General features: G+C 59.2%; 20 protein-coding genes. 8 read left to right on the plus strand and 12 right to left on the minus strand.

The window, feature by feature from the left end; genetic code table 11:
* The 8 genes from DU478_RS19215 to DU478_RS19250 all read right to left on the minus strand — a co-directional run.
* Positions 1–1,239: type IV secretory system conjugative DNA transfer family protein (locus tag DU478_RS19215; protein WP_158545819.1), on the minus strand; the 1,239-nt coding region annotated here is incomplete at its 3' end.
* 14 nt (positions 1,240–1,253) lie between these two features.
* Entirely contained in the window at positions 1,254–3,170 is a 1,917-nt protein-coding gene (locus DU478_RS19220) for a relaxase/mobilization nuclease domain-containing protein (RefSeq protein WP_114295286.1), read from the minus strand.
* Positions 3,163–3,885 carry a ribbon-helix-helix domain-containing protein gene (locus DU478_RS19225; RefSeq protein ID WP_233501446.1) on the minus strand — a complete coding sequence of 241 codons (723 nt, stop codon included), beginning with the start codon at positions 3,883–3,885 and terminating at the stop codon, positions 3,163–3,165. The genes DU478_RS19220 and DU478_RS19225 overlap by 8 nt, the downstream gene beginning before the upstream one ends.
* A 410-nt stretch (positions 3,886–4,295) precedes the next feature.
* Positions 4,296–4,472, minus strand: a complete 177-nt coding sequence (locus DU478_RS23215) for a hypothetical protein (RefSeq protein WP_169833683.1) — start codon at positions 4,470–4,472, stop codon at positions 4,296–4,298.
* A gap of 635 nt (positions 4,473–5,107) precedes the next feature.
* Positions 5,108–5,446: a DUF736 domain-containing protein gene (locus DU478_RS19230; protein ID WP_008335621.1), complete on the minus strand. Its 339-nt coding sequence runs from the start codon at positions 5,444–5,446 to the stop codon at positions 5,108–5,110.
* A gap of 1,062 nt (positions 5,447–6,508) precedes the next feature.
* Entirely contained in the window at positions 6,509–6,829 is a 321-nt protein-coding gene (locus DU478_RS19240; RefSeq protein ID WP_065331826.1) for a VpaChn25_0724 family phage protein, read from the minus strand.
* A gap of 34 nt (positions 6,830–6,863) precedes the next feature.
* Positions 6,864–7,889 (minus strand): nucleotidyl transferase AbiEii/AbiGii toxin family protein, encoded by a 1,026-nt coding sequence (locus DU478_RS19245; RefSeq protein ID WP_114512582.1) that lies wholly within the window; start codon positions 7,887–7,889, stop codon positions 6,864–6,866.
* Complete coding sequence (locus tag DU478_RS19250) at positions 7,886–8,482, minus strand: DUF6088 family protein (RefSeq protein WP_065331792.1); 597 nt, start codon at positions 8,480–8,482, stop codon at positions 7,886–7,888. The genes DU478_RS19245 and DU478_RS19250 overlap by 4 nt, the downstream gene beginning before the upstream one ends.
* 131 nt (positions 8,483–8,613) lie before the next feature.
* Here DU478_RS19250 and DU478_RS19255 point away from each other — a divergent pair, with 131 nt between their 5' ends.
* The 7 genes from DU478_RS19255 to DU478_RS19285 all read left to right on the plus strand — a co-directional run bounded on the left by DU478_RS19255 (position 8,614) and on the right by DU478_RS19285 (position 16,800).
* Entirely contained in the window at positions 8,614–9,420 is an 807-nt protein-coding gene (locus DU478_RS19255; RefSeq protein WP_065331793.1) for an RNA polymerase sigma factor, read from the plus strand.
* A complete protein-coding gene (locus tag DU478_RS19260; protein ID WP_065331800.1) occupies positions 9,410–9,958 on the plus strand; it encodes a hypothetical protein in 549 nt (182 codons plus the stop codon). Before DU478_RS19255 ends, DU478_RS19260 begins: the two co-directional genes overlap by 11 nt.
* Positions 9,942–13,340, plus strand: a complete 3,399-nt coding sequence (locus DU478_RS19265) for an ATP-dependent helicase (RefSeq protein ID WP_233501447.1) — start codon at positions 9,942–9,944, stop codon at positions 13,338–13,340. The genes DU478_RS19260 and DU478_RS19265 overlap by 17 nt, the downstream gene beginning before the upstream one ends.
* A 69-nt stretch (positions 13,341–13,409) precedes the next feature.
* Positions 13,410–14,261 (plus strand): multiubiquitin domain-containing protein, encoded by an 852-nt coding sequence (locus DU478_RS19270; RefSeq protein WP_081288634.1) that lies wholly within the window; start codon positions 13,410–13,412, stop codon positions 14,259–14,261.
* Positions 14,258–15,652, plus strand: coding sequence for a ThiF family adenylyltransferase (locus DU478_RS19275; RefSeq protein WP_065331795.1), 1,395 nt, complete (start codon positions 14,258–14,260; stop codon positions 15,650–15,652). The genes DU478_RS19270 and DU478_RS19275 overlap by 4 nt, the downstream gene beginning before the upstream one ends.
* A 1-nt stretch (position 15,653) precedes the next feature.
* The gene (locus tag DU478_RS23435) at positions 15,654–16,025 is read left to right on the plus strand and encodes a DUF6527 family protein (RefSeq protein WP_081288636.1); all 372 of its coding nucleotides are present in this window, start codon (positions 15,654–15,656) and stop codon (positions 16,023–16,025) included.
* Between the two features lie 73 nt (positions 16,026–16,098).
* Positions 16,099–16,800: a competence protein CoiA gene (locus DU478_RS19285; protein ID WP_065331796.1), complete on the plus strand. Its 702-nt coding sequence runs from the start codon at positions 16,099–16,101 to the stop codon at positions 16,798–16,800.
* A gap of 54 nt (positions 16,801–16,854) precedes the next feature.
* Here DU478_RS19285 and scpB read toward each other — a convergent pair whose 3' ends face one another.
* Both scpB and DU478_RS19295 read right to left on the minus strand, forming a co-directional pair.
* Positions 16,855–17,451, minus strand: a complete 597-nt coding sequence (gene scpB / locus DU478_RS19290; RefSeq protein WP_065331797.1) for an SMC-Scp complex subunit ScpB — start codon at positions 17,449–17,451, stop codon at positions 16,855–16,857.
* 2 nt (positions 17,452–17,453) lie between these two features.
* Complete coding sequence (locus DU478_RS19295; protein WP_114512583.1) at positions 17,454–18,338, minus strand: DUF1403 family protein; 885 nt, start codon at positions 18,336–18,338, stop codon at positions 17,454–17,456.
* A gap of 156 nt (positions 18,339–18,494) precedes the next feature.
* Between DU478_RS19295 and DU478_RS19300 the strand changes: the two genes are divergently transcribed.
* Entirely contained in the window at positions 18,495–19,610 is a 1,116-nt protein-coding gene (locus DU478_RS19300) for a tyrosine-type recombinase/integrase (protein ID WP_065331088.1), read from the plus strand.
* A gap of 6 nt (positions 19,611–19,616) precedes the next feature.
* On the opposite strand, the gene DU478_RS19305 is transcribed toward DU478_RS19300, so the two are convergent.
* Both DU478_RS19305 and DU478_RS19310 read right to left on the minus strand, forming a co-directional pair.
* Positions 19,617–19,952: a type II toxin-antitoxin system RelE/ParE family toxin gene (locus DU478_RS19305; protein WP_064225037.1), complete on the minus strand. Its 336-nt coding sequence runs from the start codon at positions 19,950–19,952 to the stop codon at positions 19,617–19,619.
* Positions 19,949–20,206 (minus strand): type II toxin-antitoxin system ParD family antitoxin, encoded by a 258-nt coding sequence (locus DU478_RS19310; RefSeq protein WP_064225038.1) that lies wholly within the window; start codon positions 20,204–20,206, stop codon positions 19,949–19,951. Before DU478_RS19310 ends, DU478_RS19305 begins: the two co-directional genes overlap by 4 nt.
* Positions 20,207–20,250 lie beyond the last annotated feature (44 nt).

A 20,250-nucleotide genomic window follows, 5' to 3' on the forward strand; every position in this document is an offset into this window, starting at 1 on the left:
ACTTGCCAGCGAATGGATCGCGCGTTCGAGATAGGGCATCGCCCCCATCTGCTGGAATTCGTCGATCATCATCATGACCGGCCAGGGCTCATCCGGGCCGGGCTCGTTCAAACGGATCGAGGCGATGAGATCGGCGAACATCAGGCGCAAAAGCGGCGCCAATGTCGCGATGTGATCCTCGGAGACGGCGATGTAGAGCGATTGCGGGGTCTTGCGGAAGGTCGAGAAATCAAAATCGCTCGCCTCGGTGGCCGAGCGCACCGCCGGGTTGTCCCATTGCTTGAGACCGGCTGTCATCAACGCCTGAATGTTTGAAGTCAGGAGCCGCGACGAGGCCGAGGCCGCGTTGGTCCAGAGCTCGCGCAGGATGTCTTCTTCGGCCTCGTCGGCATAGGTCTTGTATTGGGCGTTCTTGTATTCGCCCCCGGCGACGATCTGGTTCACCGCGCCAAGGTTCGGCGTGCCCCGCTGGATCGCTAGCAGGCAGGCCGCGACAAAGATCGACTTGCCAGCCTCGGAGAAGGTGTCGAGCGTCTTGTTGTCCTTGTCAAGGAAGAGGTCCGCGAGGATCGAGACCTCGGTGAAGCGCTGCGCGAAGCTCGGGGCCTTGGCGATCCGGGCCAGAGGATTGTAGCAGTGCGTGGCATTGGCCCAGTCGAAGGGGCTGAAGCGATAGACCTCGTCGCCGTTGAGCGCCCGCAGCCGGGCAGTTTTCTCGAAGTTCTCGCCCTTCACGTCGAGCACCACCACCGAACCTGCGAAGCTCAAGAGGTTCGGGATCACGAAGCCGACGCCCTTACCGGCGCGGGTCGGGGCCACCATCATCACATGGGGGATGGTGGTCGAAGAGATAAACTCAGCCTTGGAACTCGGTGCGCCGAGCTTGCCACAGACAAAGCCCTTGCCCGGCGCCTGCAGCATGTCGTTCTTCTTCAACTCCGCCTTTGTCTGCCAGTGGGCCGAGCCATAGTCATCCCGCTCCTTCTTCCAGGTCCAAGCGAGCGCCAGGGCGCCTAGGCCGATTGCTCCGAAGCCGACGGCGCCGAAGCCAACCTTGAAAGCCTCCGGATGGGCCGCGCGTGTGCCCGCGCCGGCCTTCCAGAGCGCCAACATGTCGAAACTCTGAAACCCGGTTTTCAGGGCAAGGGTCAGGTAGAAGGCAGCGACAATGGTGCCGATGACGGCGCCGCAGATCACGCCGAAAAGAAGTGCGGCCCAGAGGGGAAGTGTCTTGGTCATGGTGGTCATCTCCCTCAGAATTCCATCTCGTCATCGAGACCGCGGTCACGGCCCAGCTCCTGCGCTTCCTGCTGGCCGCGCAACCGCGCAACTTCGGTCGCCTTGTCCTGCTGCAAACCGGCGGCGCGGTCGGTGAAGACCTGATCGCCGGTCTCCTCAAAGGTCATCTCGAGGAATTCCTGCGTGACGGTGATCTGGTCGAGCTTGCTCGGCAGGGCCGCGTCCAGCACCTCGTAGTTTCCGCGCCGAAGTTCGGCCAAGCCTTCCTCGCCCAACTCCTTGAAGAGCTCGGATTGCAGGGTCCGCTCGACGGTCTCTTCCTGCTCCTCGGTAAGCTTGCCGTCGCGCAACATGTCGGCGAGGTCCTGCAGGTAGGGATTGGGCGTCCGATCGTCCTCGTCGATGAGCGGCAGGATCTCCTGTTCTTCGTCCGCGAGGGTCCGACCGATCTCGACACCCAGTTCCTTGGCGCGTTCCATCAGCGCGTCCATCACGCCGTCGACTTTTTCCAGCGCGGCATCGAGCTGGTCGTCATTGGCCGTCTCCACGCTCAGTCCGTCCTTGGCCAGCACCGCGTTCATGTCCCGCTCGACCCAGTCCTGCGCCATGCCGTAGTTCCGCGTACCGCCCGCCGCGATCCGGGCCACCAGCTCCTCGCTGTCCATCCCGGCCTCCTCGGCGCGCTCGAGCACATCGCGCAGCCCATCGCCATTGCCGGACTGCAGCGCCGCGATCAGCACCTCGCTTCCCGCCCCCGGCGGATAGGGTTCTTCGAGCTGCTTGCCAAAGCGCGCGCGCAGGTCCGGATCCGGCACCATCTGCGAAAGGTCCGCGATGATCGGTGCGGCCTTGGCCTCGAAGGCGGCGCGCTCGGCAGGATCCAGTTCCTCGGCCTTGAGCCTGAGCGCTTCGATCGTGCGCTCGGAATAGTCGATCGCATCACCGACGGTCTTGATGTCCTTCATGTCTATCTCTCCTTCGGTGAAGTTCCACGGCGTGCCGGAACCAAGCCCGTCCGCCATGCCGCGCACAGCGCGCGCCATGTGCTGCCGGTCCATCCGGTCCAGCAGGTCGGCGAGGTTCTTGTAGTCCTTGGCGAAGCCCACCACCTGCGCCTGCGCAATGGCGGATTCCTGGGCCGTCAGGGCGATCTCGCGCGGCAGGCGGGCCTCTTCCTTGGCGCGGTAAATCTCCTCGATCCCGGCGGGCTTCTCGAAGATGCCGCGCTCAAGCCGGGTGGTGGCGTCGAGCATCACGCCGTACGCTTCAGCGATCTCGGCCTGCTTCTCGCGCATGAGCTGCGGCGACATCACACCCTCGGCCCAGCAGGAGAACCAGGTGCCCTTCTCGACGCCGCGATTGTTCAGGATGATATGCGCATGCTTGTGCGCCCGGTCGTCATGGACTGCGAGCACATAATCCCACTGGTCGCCGTATTCGCCGCTCTCGAAAAAATGCTCCGTCCAGTCCATCGCGATGTCGCGCACCTGATCGACCGTCACGTCGGTCGGGAAGGACAGCAGCATGTGCGAGGTGAACCCGAGCTTGGTCGAGCCGCGCCAGGTGCCGGCCCAGTCCTCGATGATGTCTTCCTTCTGCTCGTCGGTCAGGACCTCCGCGTCGGTCAGCGCGTTGGTCATCGTCGAGTAGGTGTAGACCGCCTTGTCATTGATGTAGGAGATCTGCGCTCCGAGCGAGGCGCGCGTCTTGCAGCCCCCTGCCCGGATCCGTTTGAAGACCGCCGCGCGGCTCTGACCCGACGCCGCCTTCAGTGCGTTGCGCGCCGACAGGGATCCGACGCGCGCAAAGCTCCGACCCTGCCGACGGCCCGCCAGCCGCGCGTCGATCCGCGCCGCGGCCTGGCCGCGGATGCGCTCATCCTCCCAGAGCCGCCCCATGACGGAGGTGTAGAGGGCGAGGGGGTCAGCCATTTCGAGAGTTCCGGTTCACGATCGAACAGTCATGCATCGGGGTTCGCGTTCGAGGCTTACCGAGAGGCAGCGAACCCCGATCCAAATCTGAACCGGAACTCTCAGGCACCAGCCTCAGACCGCCGCCAGCCACGCGCGGGCCGTCCTCCAGAACCTCGCTCTCCGCCCCCTGCCCTTCTTCCTTTTGCGGCCATTCCTGATGACGCAGTGCTTGTGCGGCATCCTTCATCCGGCCCATCTCACGGCTCATCGACTGCGCCAAATCGAAGAGTTCGATCAGCACGGCGCGGTCCGCCTCCGAGACTTCCAGCAAGCCGCGATGCACCGCCTTGGAAAGTGCCAATCCAGCGTCGCTCACATCCTTCGCCTGACGCCAGGCCGCGCAGAATTCCCCGACCAGATCGCGTGGCACATCGAGAAATCCGCACCGCCCGCGCAGTACCGCATTCAGCGCCTGTGACCGGTTGGCATAGCCCCGTTCGCGCCACTCGGCATCGAAGGCTTCCAGTTCAGATCGACTGGCCCGGAACGCCACCGTTTCGCTCGGATCGCGCACCGTGACGCCCTCGCCCGCCTCCTCTTTCGCGAGCCGGTTCACATGGCGCGGGGAAATGTCGAATGCTGCCGCCAGGTCCTTCGCGCTCTCGCCCGCAGCAAAACGCCGCGCCACTTCGATGCGCTGTTCGAACTTAAGGTTTTTCGCTGGCCTCGGCACGGGTCAGACCCCTCGGACAAAATGTGCAAACATTGGCCATATCCTGCCAACGTCTTCCTTCTCTCCTTCGCTTATACTTCAATACATCACATTGCGCAATATTACGTTTTGTGTGTTCTGTCTTTTTGCGACCAATAGGCCGCCCTCAAGACCGCTGCACAGCGCGACATGGAACGCCGCCGTCCTCATCGATGCGCGGCAAACTGGTCAAAAAAACTGCTGAAACTTGTGTTCAAGAAGCACGCGACGAAAGGCAAACCAAACGCTCGATCCGGTCACGGATCGGGCGCTAGGAACACGAAAACTGCCCGCGCGGGATGGCGCGGATCACACCCTCTGAGGGCGGCACGATGCTTCAAAGAAACAGCGTCAGACCCCTGCGGATCCGAAGACCCGCAGGGGTATCTGGGTCAGTGACCCAGTCCCAGAGTGCGCAGATCGTCGTAGCGGCTGCGGGCGATCAGAGCCTCGGTCTCGAGGCTGTCGAGGGTCTCCGGATGGGCGTCTTCATTAAAGGCGGCGAGGTAGGCATCGAAGGCCATGTCGGCTTGCAGTTCGGCGAGGTCGATGGATTGTTCGAGTGTCATGGTGTGATCCTTTCCGTTGATCGTCGTTGGACGGATCGTGGAAAAGACCGGGGGCATGAGAGCGGGCTGCACCCGGCACGGGGCGGAATGAAATGGAGCACGCCGGGGGCAGGTTTGTTGTGAGCGGTGCACCGCACCGCTCAAGGCGCAGCCGTCCAGAAACCTGCCCACGGCGTTGCCGACCGCTCGACCCCGGGCTAGCGATCTGAGAGGCCAACAGGTCGACGGAAAGGCGCGCGGCGGTGACCCTGACGTGAGACGTTGCCCCCGGGACGCATGATGTTGATCTGCGGCTTCCACCCTCGCGGCACAGGGTGAGTTCGGCGCCCCTGGCAGCTTCGCCAAGACGACCCAGGCGCGGGTTGCTCGACTGATAGAAGGAGTGCGTTTGGCCCCGCTCAGCGGACTGCCAGTTCTCCCTGCCGACATTCGGTCCCGCCTCGGGTTCGTGCGATCCACGCTGTCCCTCAACAGAAAGATCAGAGCCGCTTCTGCGACCGATCCAGTCAGACTATCCGCCTCGGTGTCAGCGTCCGAAATATGCGGCATGCTTCGGACACGGGTTTCGGACTCAAACCGCCGGCGTTCCCCGGAACAAGAAAAAGCCAGACCGCCGGAGCGGTCTGGCCCTTGGCTCAGGCGGCGTCTTTGGGGCCCCAGGGGATGACGGCCTGCAGAGACAGATCATCCTGGTTGGCGGCCTTGCCGAGGTTGGCGTTGAAGCCGTGGTCGCGGATGGTCAGCGTGTAGTAGTCAGCGCCGGTCTCTTTGTTCTGCTTCTTCCAGATGCCGCCGCACTCGACCAGCTTGCCGCGCGGGGAGCGGCCGAGGACGCGGTGCGTGGGGGCCATCGGGTTCGCGCTCGCGACGGGTTCGACCGTGATGTCGAGGTCGAAGGTCAGGGTCGAGATGGAGCCGACGCCCTTGGCGGTTTCGATGTCGGCGCTGGTGAATTTGATGCAGTTCGTGGTCATTGCTCTTCTCCTTGTTTGCGTTGCAATGATGGTCACCTTGCAGCTGGCCAAGGCCCAGCCACACCGAAGGCGAAGCGTAGCGGAGAGGGGCAGGCGCCGATCTTTTTGCTCCGCGCGGAATGACCCGCAGGGTCAGGGGAAAAAGATCGGTGACAACCCTTGTGGACGGGACGACAGCTGCGACCAGCATGTCATGCAGCTCAGACAAAAGGAGAGGTGCGGTGGCCGCGAAAGAAGGTGGGTGAACAGTCGAAAGAGAGAAATGCCTGTGGTGGCGATATTTCTGTCCTCTCGCTCCGATCCGAACCCGGGCGAGTCAGAGCTTTGCCTGACCCCGGCTCACGTGCCGCAACGGCTGGTTTCTGTGGCAACGTGATGTATTTTGTCTGGAAGAGCAGTAGGGAGACCTTCGAAGCTTCGACAACCTGTTCGGATCACCCGGATTTCGAACTGACCCTCTACGGCAACCCGATAGCTTGGATTTGCACAGCACGACCATCACCGGCCTTCTGCCTGCTGCAGCCAATGCAATCCGGCGGTCGTCGGACATCGTTTGCAACCCATGATCGCGGCGCGGAACTGCGTGTCCGGCAAAGCGAGGACCAACACCGGCCGAGACGCGAGGTACGTGATCACTGACGTCACACGCTCGCCCCAGCGACCGTTACCGAATGGCCAAGATGAAGCGTTGCCACGACCATGCGACGGTTGGTCGGGTTGGCTCCGGAATAGACGGCACGGCCAGCAGCACGTCGCAGGGAGAGGCGGCGTTTCAGCTCGGGGAGGGCGGCTGCGCGCAGCCGACCGACTAGGGCGCGGTCCTGACCAAAGGGCAGGAGGGGCCAAATTCATCAAGACCTAACCATCACACGAAGGACTCGGTTGGCCGCGAAGGAAACTGGGTGAACCGCCGGTGGAGTTGCTGCGGGTCGACGGTAGTGCTTCGAGCTAAGCCTTTGCCGTTGCATGTCCGACATGTTGCAAAGAACTGAGCCGACCCTGTCCGCAATTGCACAGCCTTCAGCTCAGAGGACTACACGTGCATGAGGCGTCGGCAGTGGATCAGTACGGGCAGTCCGGCCCCGGCCGCAAAACGCCCTCCGCAGTGGCGCGGCCCAACGCAACATCTTGACCGCGCTCAGTCAGCTCGAGCACCCGATTATCGTCGTATTGGCCCAGCCGCACCAAGCCGAAGGCCTCCAGTGAGCAGGCGGTCGAAGTGAGCTCGTCACGTGTGGCCGCAAGCGCAATTACTCGGAGCCAATCCATAAGAACGAGTTCATTCATTCGGTAGCACAGAGCCCGTTCGAGCGCCCGCAAAACAGCCAAAGCTCGATGCGTCTCTTTGATGACTTCAATCGGCGCGGCATTGTTTGACGTCATAAAGGATTCACGCCCATCACCAAATCCGTCTCCTTCATTCAGCTCGGTTATTGGCCTGATTTTGAAGATCCATCAGACGAGCCATTAGGTCATCGAAAGCGATGGAGTCTGACTGAAGCAGCCCCGCTTCCTGCATTTTCTGGTAATCTTGGGCCAGCGCCTCCAAGGCTTCACCCTCTGGGATCAGGCAAAGCGACCCTGAGACGGCATCGGCATAGTTTATCGTCGCACCCAAACGATCAGTTTCGCGAAAAAAGTGCTGTTTGTGCTTCGCAACATCTTGAGCAAGCGTCTTATCCTCCAGCGCCCGTGCAGCGACACCCACAGCCTGCAGACGATCAAGATCGTACCAGTGACGCGCATAGCGGTCGCCGCCTCGAAACGTACCTCGCAGGCAATAGGCATGGATAGCTGTCGCCTTCTCCCAAAACGTCCGTTCGGCCATCATCACACGAGGCGTGGCGACGGGCATGAGCAACTCAGGTATTGCTTGGGAGAGGTCACATACCACCTCGTGACGCTGCGCCGGTTCACCTGTGGACCTGGCGCCAAATTCCAACAAGACCGATGGACGAACATACCCGCTGCCGCTGCGCACCGCGTCGTAGTCCAGATAGATCTTGTCACCTTCTACACGGGTTTCTGCCGGGAGCGCCGCTGCCTTGACCTTGTCCGACAAAATGGGGGCCACTTTTGACGCCACCCACTCGCCCAAGCGATCCCGAACGGCTTCGGTCCATTTCTGAGCTTGCGAGCGGCTTGGCGGATATGGATCGTCGGGTTCCTTGATCAGATCGGGAATGATCTGCCTGATGTCATATGTCAGATCGACATCTTCTGAGAACCGGTCAATCGCCTTGTAGACCTTGGACAGCGAGGTTCCGCCCTTGAACACCAGGTGTTCGCCGAGAGCACTGTCGAACAAGGCGTCAAGCACCCAGACGACCCAGATATCCTTTTCCAACAGGTCTGCAGGCCGCCCCAATTTCGAGGCGGCCACTTCCAGCGCGTCGATCTTGTCTTCACGCGACAGCGAAAAATAGGTTTGGCTTTCGGTCATTGCAATGACGCAAGCGCGCTAAGTTCCTTGGCCATCCAAGTTGGCGCAGAGGCTCGAAGGCTCAGAAGCTCCCGCTGCTCCTCTTCGTTCAATGTCGCTTTGATGCGCGTCAAAGCCTGAGCAGCTTCGGACTTGCCGAAATAGGCGAGCGCCCGAAAGGCGTGGCCGGCACGGCTGTTGGGCGCACGAAGCTGCCAGTTCGGCACATGTTTAAGCTCGACGCTTTGCGCTCCGAGCTTTAGATGACGGCTCGGTCCGGAAGTCCAATAGACTTGACGGGATGGGTTCTGCGTCGAGATGCCGAGCAAGTTCGCTGCCGACGCTCCACTTTGCGACACGCGCTCACCGGTTGATTTCGCAATGTGCTCAACCACGGCCTCAACTGAGGGCGCCCGGCTCCCGAAGCGGGTTTTCACGGGCAACGCGAACAATCCTCGCTTCACACGCAGTAGTTCCCCGCGCCGCACCAACCGCGACAGCGCCTGATCGACCGCAGCACGCTCTCCGAGGTGCAACAACTCCCGCGCCGACAGGGTCGCACCCTCCGGCAGCGCTTCAGCATAGGCCTTGATCGCTTGAGATGTGGTTTGCATGTTCGCCTCCAAGTGTCAGATATATAGCTTGGTTTCTGACAGCTTTCAAGGTAAAAGCACCTAAAACAACGAAGGGAGCGTGCTGGAGAAGCCAGCTTAACGAATTGATTCAAGACAGTTATGAACTTGATATGTGCATTGAACCCCTCAGAAAACGAACAGTAAGCGGAAAGCTCTATACCCGACGGGATGAGATTAGTGCGTTTATCCGCTTGAGCCTTGATTGGCCCTTTGATGAACTCCTGAACAAAGCTGCGATGCGAGATCGGCGGCACGCCGACTACGTGCCTTCCGAAGTGCTGCTCTATCACCTGAGACAAACCAAGACCGACAATGCAGATGGCCGGTTTGTGGCACTTTACAACATTTTGTTGGATCGGATTGAAGCCGCCTGTCCCCGGCCCAACAGCCGACGCGGCGATAAGGATGTCGAGGATTTTCGCGTCGCCGAGATCCGCGATAAAACAATAGAACGTGTGACAGAGCTCATGTTTGAGGACCGGCGAGGCTACGTAGAACAGCTTGACGCATATGAGGTGTTTTTTGACCGGGCCGTTCGCTCCGTCCGTATAGACAAATTCCGGCAGGTAAGTGGTCGGGAAAATGCCACCGAATCCGTTGTGCACCACGATGACAGTGAGGACATCCGCGAGGAAGTCGAAGAGGCGCTTGAGCGATACAAAAAGTCAGGCCTGACAAAAGAAGAAGATTTTGATTACCGGTTTCGCATACGTCGCGCGATTGACGCCTTACCCGAGGAAGAACGAAAGGTGATCGATTTGATGCTCGCAGCGATTCCCATTGAGACAAACAAAGACGGTGAGCCTTCAATGACCCAGCTGCTCGGCTGCGTCGAAAAAACCGTACGAAACAGGCGTGATCGTGCGTTTGAAAAGATCAGACGTGCACTAAAACTGGAGGACAATGATGACCAATAGAGAAGATGTCCTCAGCGACTTCACGATTGAGCCTGAAATGTCGCTTGCCGTGCTGAAAACCTATTTGAAAAAACACCCTGAATTTGCAGACGAACTTCTGGATCTGTTCCACGAGCTGACAATGAGCGACATGGAAGCGGTCGAGGCAAGTCTTCCGCTTGAGACCAAGGCTATGACGACCAGCGTCTTGCGGGTTCAGAAGGTCGAGCAAGCACTGTACGGCGCCGACGTTCGTGAACTCTCAAAGTCGTTGGGTTTGCCGCGGAGTTTCCTCATGGGGTTGCAAGCAAGTGTAGTCCATATCGGTTCGATGCCGATTTCTCTCCTAAATAAGCTTGCGAAACTGTTGGATGTGAGACTGCAGGATGTCATTAGCGGCATGCAAATTGGCGATCAGCAGGCCGTTGCGATGAAATCTGATGTGAAACCTGAGGGGCAACCGGCCATCGAATTCGAAGATTATGCAAACCAGGCTGGATTGACCGAGGAGGAGCAACGCGCATTGCAAGAGTTGCTTGCAGATGATGGATCGGATTGAAGCCGTTCGTCGATGCGCCGCGCGTCTACATACTGAGCGTAGGAGCAAGGGAGGCGATCCAACCCAGCCCTATTCGTTTGCTCTTCAAGAGGCAGAAGCTCGGGATTACGAAGTCCGCAAGCTCGCTCCTGACCATCCTCAGCTCAAAGGTGGACGGGCGCTCTTGCAGCCGAGAGCCAAAGTCATCCTGCATGAGGATACGGGCATTGAGTTCTTAAATGCGTTTCTTGTTGCCCATGAGATAGGTCATGATGAATTTGGCGGGGGTATTGATGTCCGGCCAACCATGAACATCGATCCGGCACGATCGTCTGATCCGGCCTCAGTTGGGGCGGACCGCGTTGTCGATTACAGCAACCGTGCCCGCCAGGAAGTCCAGATGGATATGTTTGCGCGGGAGTTCCTCTTTCCGCGCAGTTTGGCCTGGTCATGGCATGTCGAAGACAACCTTGGCGCAGGGGAGATTTCGGAGCGCCTTGGCGCCCCCTACGACATGGTTGCGGTCCAGCTATTTGATGCGCTTTTGTTACCGGTGTTGGAGGAAGCGCCGGATATCGCAAGCCCGCCCAAACCATTGAACCGCGAGCAACAGATTGCTGCGGATCATGACGGAAAGGCGCTTCTTCTGAAGGCGGGACCGGGGACAGGCAAAACACAAACGCTCGTTGGCCGCCTGTCTGTGCTTCGAGACCGTGATGTGCAGCCAGAATCCATTCTGCTCCTGACATTTTCCAACAAGGCCGCAGGAGAGATGACCGATCGGGCCCTGCGGGTTTGGCCGGAAGCAGCTGGTGCCGCTTGGATTGGGACCTTTCACTCATTTGGCCTTGATATCCTGCGCAGGTTTCATGACTGCGTGGGTCTTCCCGCAGATCCACGTATGATTGATACGACCGAAGCCATTGCCCTATTGGAGGATGAATTCCCACGGCTGCGTTTGAAGCATTTCAACGAACTTTGGGATCCGACAGATACCCTGCGCTCTCTCCTTTCAGCCATTTCACGAGCCAAGGATGAGGTGGTCGACAACATCCACTACCGTAAACTCGCCGAGCAAATGATGGAGGCTGCAGACACAGAGGAGGATATCGAGGCAGCAGAAAAGTGTCTGGAGATCTCAGCCGTCTATGATCTTTATGAAGGCCTCAAGGCGGAACGCGGCGTAGTAGATTTTGGTGATCTGGTCGCTCGACCGACAATGCTCGTCGAAAGTGACGCGGATGTTCGCGAGAAACTTCAACGACTCTATGACCATGTTCTGGTGGACGAGTATCAGGACGTAAACCGGGCCAGTGTGCGATTGTTGAAAGCGCTGAAGCCCAACGGCACCAACCTGTGGGTTGTGGGAGATGCCAAACAATCAATTTACCGGTTTCGAGGTGCATCCTCGTACAACATTGATCGATTTGAGACCGAGGATTTCTTAGGAGGCGAAAGTCTCCCACTCAATGTCAATTACAGGTCATCACAAGAAATATGCGAAACATTCAAGGGTTTCGCTCAAACGCGCATGGCAGCAGCCGGGGTGGGCTTTGAGGCCACGGCGTTTAAAGGTGCTAATGGGGTTAGCCCCGTGTTTGTGGGTGTTGATGCCAAGGATCGTGAAATAGACGAAATCGCCTTCCGAATAAAACAGGCCTGCAACGAGACCACGTCTTTCCGTGACCAGGCCGTGATATGTAAGGGCAATGCGAGACTGGCAGAAATCGCCGCTGGTTTAGAGGCGCGGGGGATTCCGGTCTTGTTTCTTGGGCCCCTCTTTGACCGACCAGAAATCAAGCAAGCGCTTTCCGTCCTTTCCCTTGTGGTTGATCCGCGCGCCATGGGACTTGCCTGCGTCGCGTCTCTCCGCCCATTTCAACTGGGAATTGAGGATGTCTCAACCTGTGTTGATGCGATTCGCGCCGCTAGGAACACGCTGCCCTTGGACTGGAGGCAAACGCTTTCGGGCCTAGACGACATCAGCGAGGAGGGTGAGAAGCCCCTCTCAAGCTTGATTGAGGTGTTTGGGGAGTTTGAACCCACTTCATCGGCCTGGCGCGTGATTACAACTCTCTATCTCGACAAGACGCGCTTGGCCGCCGAATTTGCGAAGGGAGCAAGATCAGGCAACGCAAATCCTGCGATTGCGCTGTGGCAGTTTCAGAACTTTCTGAGATCAACATTGCCGAAAAAATCCGGGTACCCCATTCGCGATCTTCTCGATCACATCCGACGCCTTGTCATAGTGTCAGATGAACGTGACTTACGCGACCTGCCTGAAGCTGCACAAAGCCTCGACGCTGTCCGGATCATGACCATTCACGGCAGCAAGGGCCTTGAGTTCAAAGTCCTTCATTTGCCGGCATTGACCAGCCGATCCATTCCGCTGTCAGCTAAGCAAAATCGCGGACTTGCACCTCCTGACGGCATGATCGAGGGTGCGCCCTTTAAGGGCTGTGACGCGCTCACGTCCGGGCATGACGAGGAGCAGCAATGTTTGTTTTTCGTCGCTTTATCCAGAGCGGAGGAGCGACTGATACTTTATGCTTACAGCAAGCGATCGAAGTTCGTGGATGACATATCTGGTCATGTTCTGAACGAATCACCGCAATCGGCATCGGCTGAAGGTGCGGTATCAACGAACGGAATAAAGTTGGAGGTTGATGGCATCGCTCGCATATCGCCTTCTGAGCTTGCGACCTATGAGAAGTGCCCACGGCGATTTTTCTTTGCGCATGTGTTGCAGGTTGGCGGTCGTCGCGCAGAGTCGCCCCTTATGCGTATGCACAACGCAGTCCAGGGCGTTGTCGATGAGCTGACGTCTCGTTTGAACGATGAACCAAGCGAAGCCGAGCTCGCAGCCATCATGGATAAGGCGTGGATGGAAAATGGTCCGGCGGATCATGGATACGCTGCCGAGTACCGTCAAATCTCAGACGAGCTGCTGAGTTTTTTCCGACTGCTCCGCACAGGCGAAAAACGGCGCGCACCAACCCCAATTTCCTTGAAATTCGGTGAGGCAGAGATTGTCGTATCTGCACATGAGGAAGTCGATGCTGGGTCTGGCAGGGTACTGCGGCGCATCAAAACAGGACGCAAGACCACGAACGCTGTTGAGTCCTTAGACGCGGCTGCGTTTCAACTTGCCGCTGAAGGCCACGGCGAGGCTGAGTTCGTGTTCTTGACAGGCGCGACGCAGGACCGATTGACCATGAGCAGTACGAAGTTGGGGAACCGGAAAACAAAGATCGCTCAAGCTGCAATTGCGATCCTAGAAGGGCACTTCCCCCCAAAACGCAGCGATCGCTGTGCCCGCTGCGCCTATTTCTTCATCTGCAGCGAACCGCCCTCAGGCACGCTCCGAAAAAAAATTGGATCAGGCTTACCGGATTCCTCCTGACGCCGCGATTGTCCTTGTGAAGGCGCAGACATGAGGTTTGCGTCCGCCAACTTCTTAAGGACGAACACAATGAAATCGCAAGGAAATGATCCTCGCTTCCCGGTCTTCATCGCCGATGAGGGCCTCAACTTCAAGAAACACGTTTTCGATGACCCAAAGGTTCTCGGTCGGCAGTTGATCGAAGCTGCCGACGGGCATCCTGTTGATGAGCATGTGGCAATCGCCATTTTGCCAAATGGGGACTTCGAAGACATTCGCCTCGACGAAAGCTATGATCTGCGCGGTCGCGGTGCTGAAAAAGTGCTGGTCGCGCGGACGGACCGTGTCTTCAAGTTTAAGATTGACGACAAGGATCTTGAATGGCCGCGCGCGTGCATCAGCGGATTTGTACTGCGTAAGCTTGCTGATCTGCCGGAAAACTACAATCTCTGGCAGGAAATCCCGGGCCAGCAGGACCGCAAGATTGCTGACAGCGATGTCATCAATCTCGATGCCAAGGGTGTGGAGCGGTTCATCTCGCTCATCGATCAGACGACGGAGGGGGACACCCTTCCGTCGTTTGATCAGACTTTTCTGGTGGACCACGGCTATCAGTTCGACGTCGTTCAGGAAGGCCGTGAGACCGGCATTATCCTGAAGTCACTCGACCTGCCTGAAGGCAAGTTCAATGAGGAAGCCGCGGATATCCTTGTACTCCTGCCTGCCGGGTATCCCGATTGCGCGCCTGACATGTTTTATGCCTCTCCGCATTTGACGCTGGCGAGCGGTCAGGTCCCGAAAGCCTGCACGGTGCAGTATAACTATGCAGGTCGTGTTTGGCAGCGCTGGTCGCGCCACAACAACGCCTGGCGGCCCGGGATTGATGGTTTGCGCACGATGGTGGCACGGATCAAAACCGCTCTCGCCGAGGCGCGGCCATGAAGGGCCCGTTGGATGTTATTCTGGCTGGTCCGCACGAAGCCGGTATCCGGTCCCTGCTCGTCCAGGGTGCCGGTGCCGAGCGTTCCGCCTACATGCTTTTTGGGACGGCGGCGATTGAGAAAGACCCCTGGACGAACACTGCTCGCACACGGCTCGTTTCGCATGCGTTCATCGATCTCGATGATGACGACGTGGTCTCAGCCTCCGAGCGCCACGTGACGTGGCAAACCGACAGCTTCATGCGATTGCTTGGTCGCGCCAAGTCCGATGGTCTGGTTCCCGCCATCATTCATACCCATCCAAAGGGACGGGCCCGTTTTTCCAAACAAGATGACCGGAACGAGGCGGAACTTGCGCGGACCGCCCTGATCAAGGGTGCACCCGGACTGATCAGCGTTTTGATTGCGAGCGACGGCGAGATTGCCGTGAGGATTTGGCGCTCGGCCGAAAAGCCAACGGCTATCGCGCGTATTCTTCACACAGGACCGCGCCTGACCCTCACCGCAGAGAACGGCGGCAATCTGGGCTTCCTGGACCGTCAAACCCGACTCTTCGGCGATCAGGCCAATGCAATGATCACGCAGTTTCGGTGCGGCATTGCCGGAGGGGGTGCTACGGGAAGCGCAGTGTTGCCCTTGCTGATGCGTCTTGGCGTGCGCGAAGCGGTCCTCTTCGAAAAGGACCATGCTGAAGATACAAATCTCAACAGGCTCCATGGCGCACGACAGGAGGATGTTGACGCTCATCGAGCCAAGGCCGACATTCACGCGCGGACAGTTGCGGAGGCCAATCTTGGCATGTCATTGGCAACCATCGATGCCTGGGCCGGAGAGCCATGCACATGGGATGCGTTGAAATCTTGTGATGTGATTTTCTGCTGCACGGATGACCACGCCGGTCGGCTCTTTCTGAACCGCTTCGCCCGTTTCTATGGCATTCCGGTCATCGATGTCGGGCTCGCAATGCAGCGTCGTGATGCTCAGTCGTTCGATCTCTTTGCCCGGGTTACCACCCTTGTGCCCGGACACCCCTGTCTGCTTTGCGGCGGGTTCATCAACCCGCAACGCGCTCGCGAGGAGGCCTTGCAGCGAACTGATCCAGAGGCCTATGAAAAACTGAAAGAGGAAGCCTATCTGCTCGGTGAGGGTGATCCCTCCCCTGCCGTTGTGACCTTCACGACAGAGGCGGGTGCCATGGCGGTCAATGAATGGCTGACCGGTATTACCGGGTTCGCCGGAGCAAACGGAATGGCACCGACGCGGATGCGACGGTTTCACGCGCGCGATGAGCGTTTTCCTGAGATTTCGCCGCGCCCGGGCTGCCCGTGTTGTGATGCAACTGAAACTCTGGGCCGGGGGGACATGGCACCCTTCCTGGACATGGTGACATGAGATGAAAAAACTATTGGCAAACCTGCTTCGGCGATTTCGAGTGCTGAGGTATGACTTTCTTGTAACCAGGCAAGACACCTTTCCGCAAACGCCTGAAACAGAATCGGACGAGTTAATTCTGGTAGAGAGCGGCGCGATCCAAAAATGGGCCTGTCTCTCCTGTCCTGGAGGCTGTGGCGAGAGGATCGCCTTGTCTCTTAACCCGGATCGCAGACCTCGCTGGAAGATCAAAACAGATTTCTGGCAAAGGCCGACACTTCACCCGTCGGTGCACCAGACAAACGACTGTGGATGCCACTTTTGGGTCAAGAAGGGTCAGGTTCACTGGTGCAAAGGTGGACGGCCGCAATCGCCAATGGAGAAAGCAGAATGACACAAACGCTAAGCGAGCGAACAAAGCGACCCATGCGGCTCGAACTACAGCCCGAGCAATCGGAGGCATAGTCATGCGGTTCGCTTTAGACGACGACAAACGAGTTGAAGCCACCCCAGGCGCCAAAGGCAGATGCCTTGGTTGCGGCGCTGAGCTCATTGCCCGATGCGGGACCAAGAAGGTTTGGCACTGGGCGCACAAAGGACAGCGCCACTGCGACCATTGGTGGGAAAATGAAACCGAGTGGCACAGGGACTGGAAGAGCCAGTTCCCGACAGATTGGCAGGAGATTGCAGCGCGCGACGAACATGGCGAGCTTCACATCGCAGATATCAAGACATCTAAGGGGCTGGTGGTTGAGTTTCAGCACTCATACATCAAGCCCGTAGAAGCGCGAACGCGGACAAAGTTCCACAACCCTATGTTTTGGATTGTTGACGGAACGCGCCGCAAGACGGACCGCACGCAGTTTGTGGCCGCGCAAGAAGATGGCATGAAGCATCCGACAAAGGACGGTCTGGTTGAGCAGCTCTGGGTCTACGATTCAAGGCTGCTGAAGGAATGGGTCCATGTCGGCGTGATCGTCGCCTTTGATTTTGGGGAGGACACGGTGTGGCTTCTTCGGAGAGTCAAAGGTGACTGGGCCTATGGATTCGCATATCCGAAACGATCACTTGTCGAGAACATTTTAAAGGGAACTCCGATACCGGACGTGTTGTTTGGCAAACCTGTTCGGCAAACGGTGCCGTACCGTCGGCGTCGTGCTAGGTTCTAGCGTACGGTTTCCATAAGGTTCAGCTAACACAGATATTTATGGGACCGCAGAGCCTCAAGCGTTTGCGGACAAACCTGCATCCTCCATTTGCTCGCGGTCCGGCAGGTCCTGCAGGGAAGGCAGGTCGAAGGCAATCAGGAACTGTTCTGTCGTCACGAAGGTGTAGGGCGCCCCTCGCCGCGGCGCCCTGGGTCCCGTCCCGATCAAGTTGCGCGCGTGCAGCCGGCCGATCAGATCGCGGCTGATCTCTTTGCCGAAGATGTCCTTCAGCCCGTCGCGGGTGATCGGCTGGTGGTAGGCGATGGCGGCCAGCACCGCAACGTCGAACTCGCTCAAATCCATCAGTTGGTCGCCAACATCCGCCGCCGCCTTGATCGCGGGGGCGTAGGCCGCGCGGGTGCGCAGCATCCAACCACCGGCGACTTGTCCGATCTCGAACGCGCGCCCCTCCAGATCAGCGACAAGGTCCTCGACAAGCAGGTCGACCGAGGCCCCCTGCCCCACCACGCGGGCCAGGTCGTCACGCGGCACAGGCGAGGCAGAGGCGAAGAGAACCGCTTCGATCCTGCGCATCCATTCGCGCCAGCGCAGCTCGGGCGGCAGGTCGGTTAATTCGCGATCCAGCTCTGACTCGGGGCAATCCTTGGCCATCGTCACACCCCATAGAGCCGGAACGTGTCGCGGCCGGTCAGTTCGCGGATCGCTCCGAGATCAACCAGCCGATCACACAACCGCCGGGCAGCACGGTCCGGTAAAGGCAAGGCCGAAGGGGTCAAGGCATCGCGGGTCAGGAACATCTCAACGGCGTCCCCCGCGCCCTTGGCGCGAAGCTTGGGCGCAACCGCTTTCAGATGCGCCGCCCGACGTGCCAGATCGGCGGCCAGCCGCTCCGCCTCAATCGTCGATGAGACGAACGCCCGGTGACAGGCAAACCGCAAGTCATCGCCGCGCTTGCGCAGGTCAGCGCGTTTCAGGCCCCCGGCCAGCAGCGGCACGAGGTGGCCCCACCCAAGAGCTTGGGCGAGGGCGGCATCCGCGAGGATCAGCCCCTTGGTTTCCGCACGCGGCGCGTCCATCAGCACCGCCTCCAGAACCATCGCGGCCCGGGTCACCGGCAACCCTTTCCCCGCATCGAGCCACATGGCAATCAGGCCCGGCTCAAATGTCGGCACGGCTCGGCCGAGAGCCTTGACCGACACCGGGCCCTCCACCGCGCGCTGCCAGGCCAAGTAGGTTTCGCCCGCCGGTCCGGGCAGATCGCCGGGCCGCAACAGATGCACCGCATCGCGCAGCTCCGCTGCCCGCTCCTGCCGACCGGAAAACATGACACAGGCCTCCGCTGCGCGCAGGGCCAATCGGTCCCGCAACAAGGCTTGGGGCACCTCCTCGCGCCCCAACACAAGATGCAGGTGGCTCAGCGCAGCCCCCGACAAAAACGCCACATCTTCAAGGGTTTCCGTACTTGCAGAGGTGACCCACGAGGGCATCCGGGGAAATGTGTCTGGGTCGATTGAACGATCCGGCCGGGCAAATGTCATGCCGCGAGCCTACACCGGCGCGGCGCTTTCTTCCACAAAATTTGACAGTAACCGCCCCGCCTTGTGCTCCTCTAATATGTCCAATAAGTTTGCATTATCGGACATAAAAAGATACGCTGAAAATCAGTTTAATTTCATCGCTGGATTCACTGGAAAATGGCCGCAGAGGACGAGAAATCGACATCATCAAACTCTGATGCAAGTCATAATGCTCAGGGCGACGCGAGAAATCAAGAAAAAAGCGATGGGATCGCCCTGCCCTCCCATGTCGCGGGCTCCGGCAGCCTTGATCGCCTGGTCGACACCGCCCGCGACTATGCCCGCGCTGCAGCGTCCGACAACACGCTGAAGGCCTATGCCAAGGATTGGGCGCATTTTGCGCGCTGGTGCCGGATGAAGGGAGTGGAGCCCCTGCCCCCCTCATCCGAGATGATCGGCCTTTACCTCGCCGATCTCGCCTCCGGGTCAGGCCCCTCCCCTTCGCAGTGGGCGTCCCGCCCCCTGTCGGTCAGCACGATCGATCGCCGCCTCTCCGGCCTCGCCTGGAACTATGCGCAACGCGGATTCACCCTCGATCGTAAGAACCGCCACATCGCGACGGTGTTGGCTGGGATCAAACGCAAGCACGCGCGCCCGCCGGTGCAGAAGGAAGCGATTCTGGCCGAGGATATTCTGGCGATGATCGCCGCCCTGCCCTACGACCTGCGCGGCTTGCGGGATCGGGCGATCCTGCTGATTGGCTACGCGGGCGGTCTGCGTCGGTCGGAAATTGTCAGCCTCGACGTTCACAAGGACGACACGCCGGACTCGGGCGGCTGGATCGAGATCTTCGACAAGGGCGTCGTACTGACCCTGAACGCAAAGACCGGCTGGCGCGAGGTTGAGATCGGCCGCGGCTCCAAGGACCAGACCTGCCCTGTCCATGCACTCGAGCAATGGCTGCACTTCGCCAGGATCGACTTCGGCCCTGTCTTTGTCGGCACCTCGCGGGATGGCAAACGCGCCTCTGACAAGCGGCTCAACGACAAACACGTTGCGCGGCTGATCAAGCGCACGGTCCTGGACGCGGGCATCCGGTCGGACCTGCCTGAGAAAGACCGCCTCGCTATGTTCTCTGGCCACAGCCTACGCGCCGGTCTCGCCAGCTCCGCCGAAGTCGACGAGCGCTATGTCCAGAAGCAGCTGGGGCACGCTTCGGCCGAGATGACTCGCCGCTATCAGCGTCGCCGAGACAGGTTCCGGGTGAACCTGACGAAGGCAGCCGGGTTGTGATGTGGATCAGGAGTCTTCGGACTTCAAAGCCGAAAGTGAGGCAACATGGCGAGGGAGATCGCTGCGGGAATGGAGGATATCCACGATGATGACCTCGTCCGATCGATCCAGAAACACAAGGAAATGTTCCCCTGCCCTTATGAACCGCAGGTCTTCGACATCATCAACGAGAACTGCGCAACTCCGGCTATGGGCCTGGCCGTTCAGAATTCTTTCACAGCAGTTGAGCAATTCGGCCTCGTAAAGCTCCGCTTGGCGCAGCCCGAAATTCTCGATCGTCCATCTGCCGATTTCAGTGAGGCTAGCTTCCGCACGACGAGTCAGCCGGAAGGATCGGCTCATGAACGCGCGCGCGCAGTCGCAAAGGCCCTACGGATCGCATCTTTGCCGCTTCCCTCCGCAAGATCGCCCGCCTTGGCCTGCGCCAGACCTTCAATTAGACCTTTCCGGATCCCGGCTAGTTGTGCTTCTTCCTGCTCCAGCAATCTCAGGCCAGCGCGCATTGCTTCACTCACGTTCTGGTAGCGCCCGGATGCCACCAAGGCTTGAACCAGTTGATCCTGAGGTTCGGTCAGGACAACGTTGCGTGTCACCATGTGTCAGATCTCCTTTGTTGGCAATATATGCCAATGCCACTTAT

The organism is Thalassococcus profundi (assembly GCF_003344785.1).
Classification (GTDB): Bacteria; Pseudomonadota; Alphaproteobacteria; order Rhodobacterales; family Rhodobacteraceae; genus Puniceibacterium; species Puniceibacterium profundi.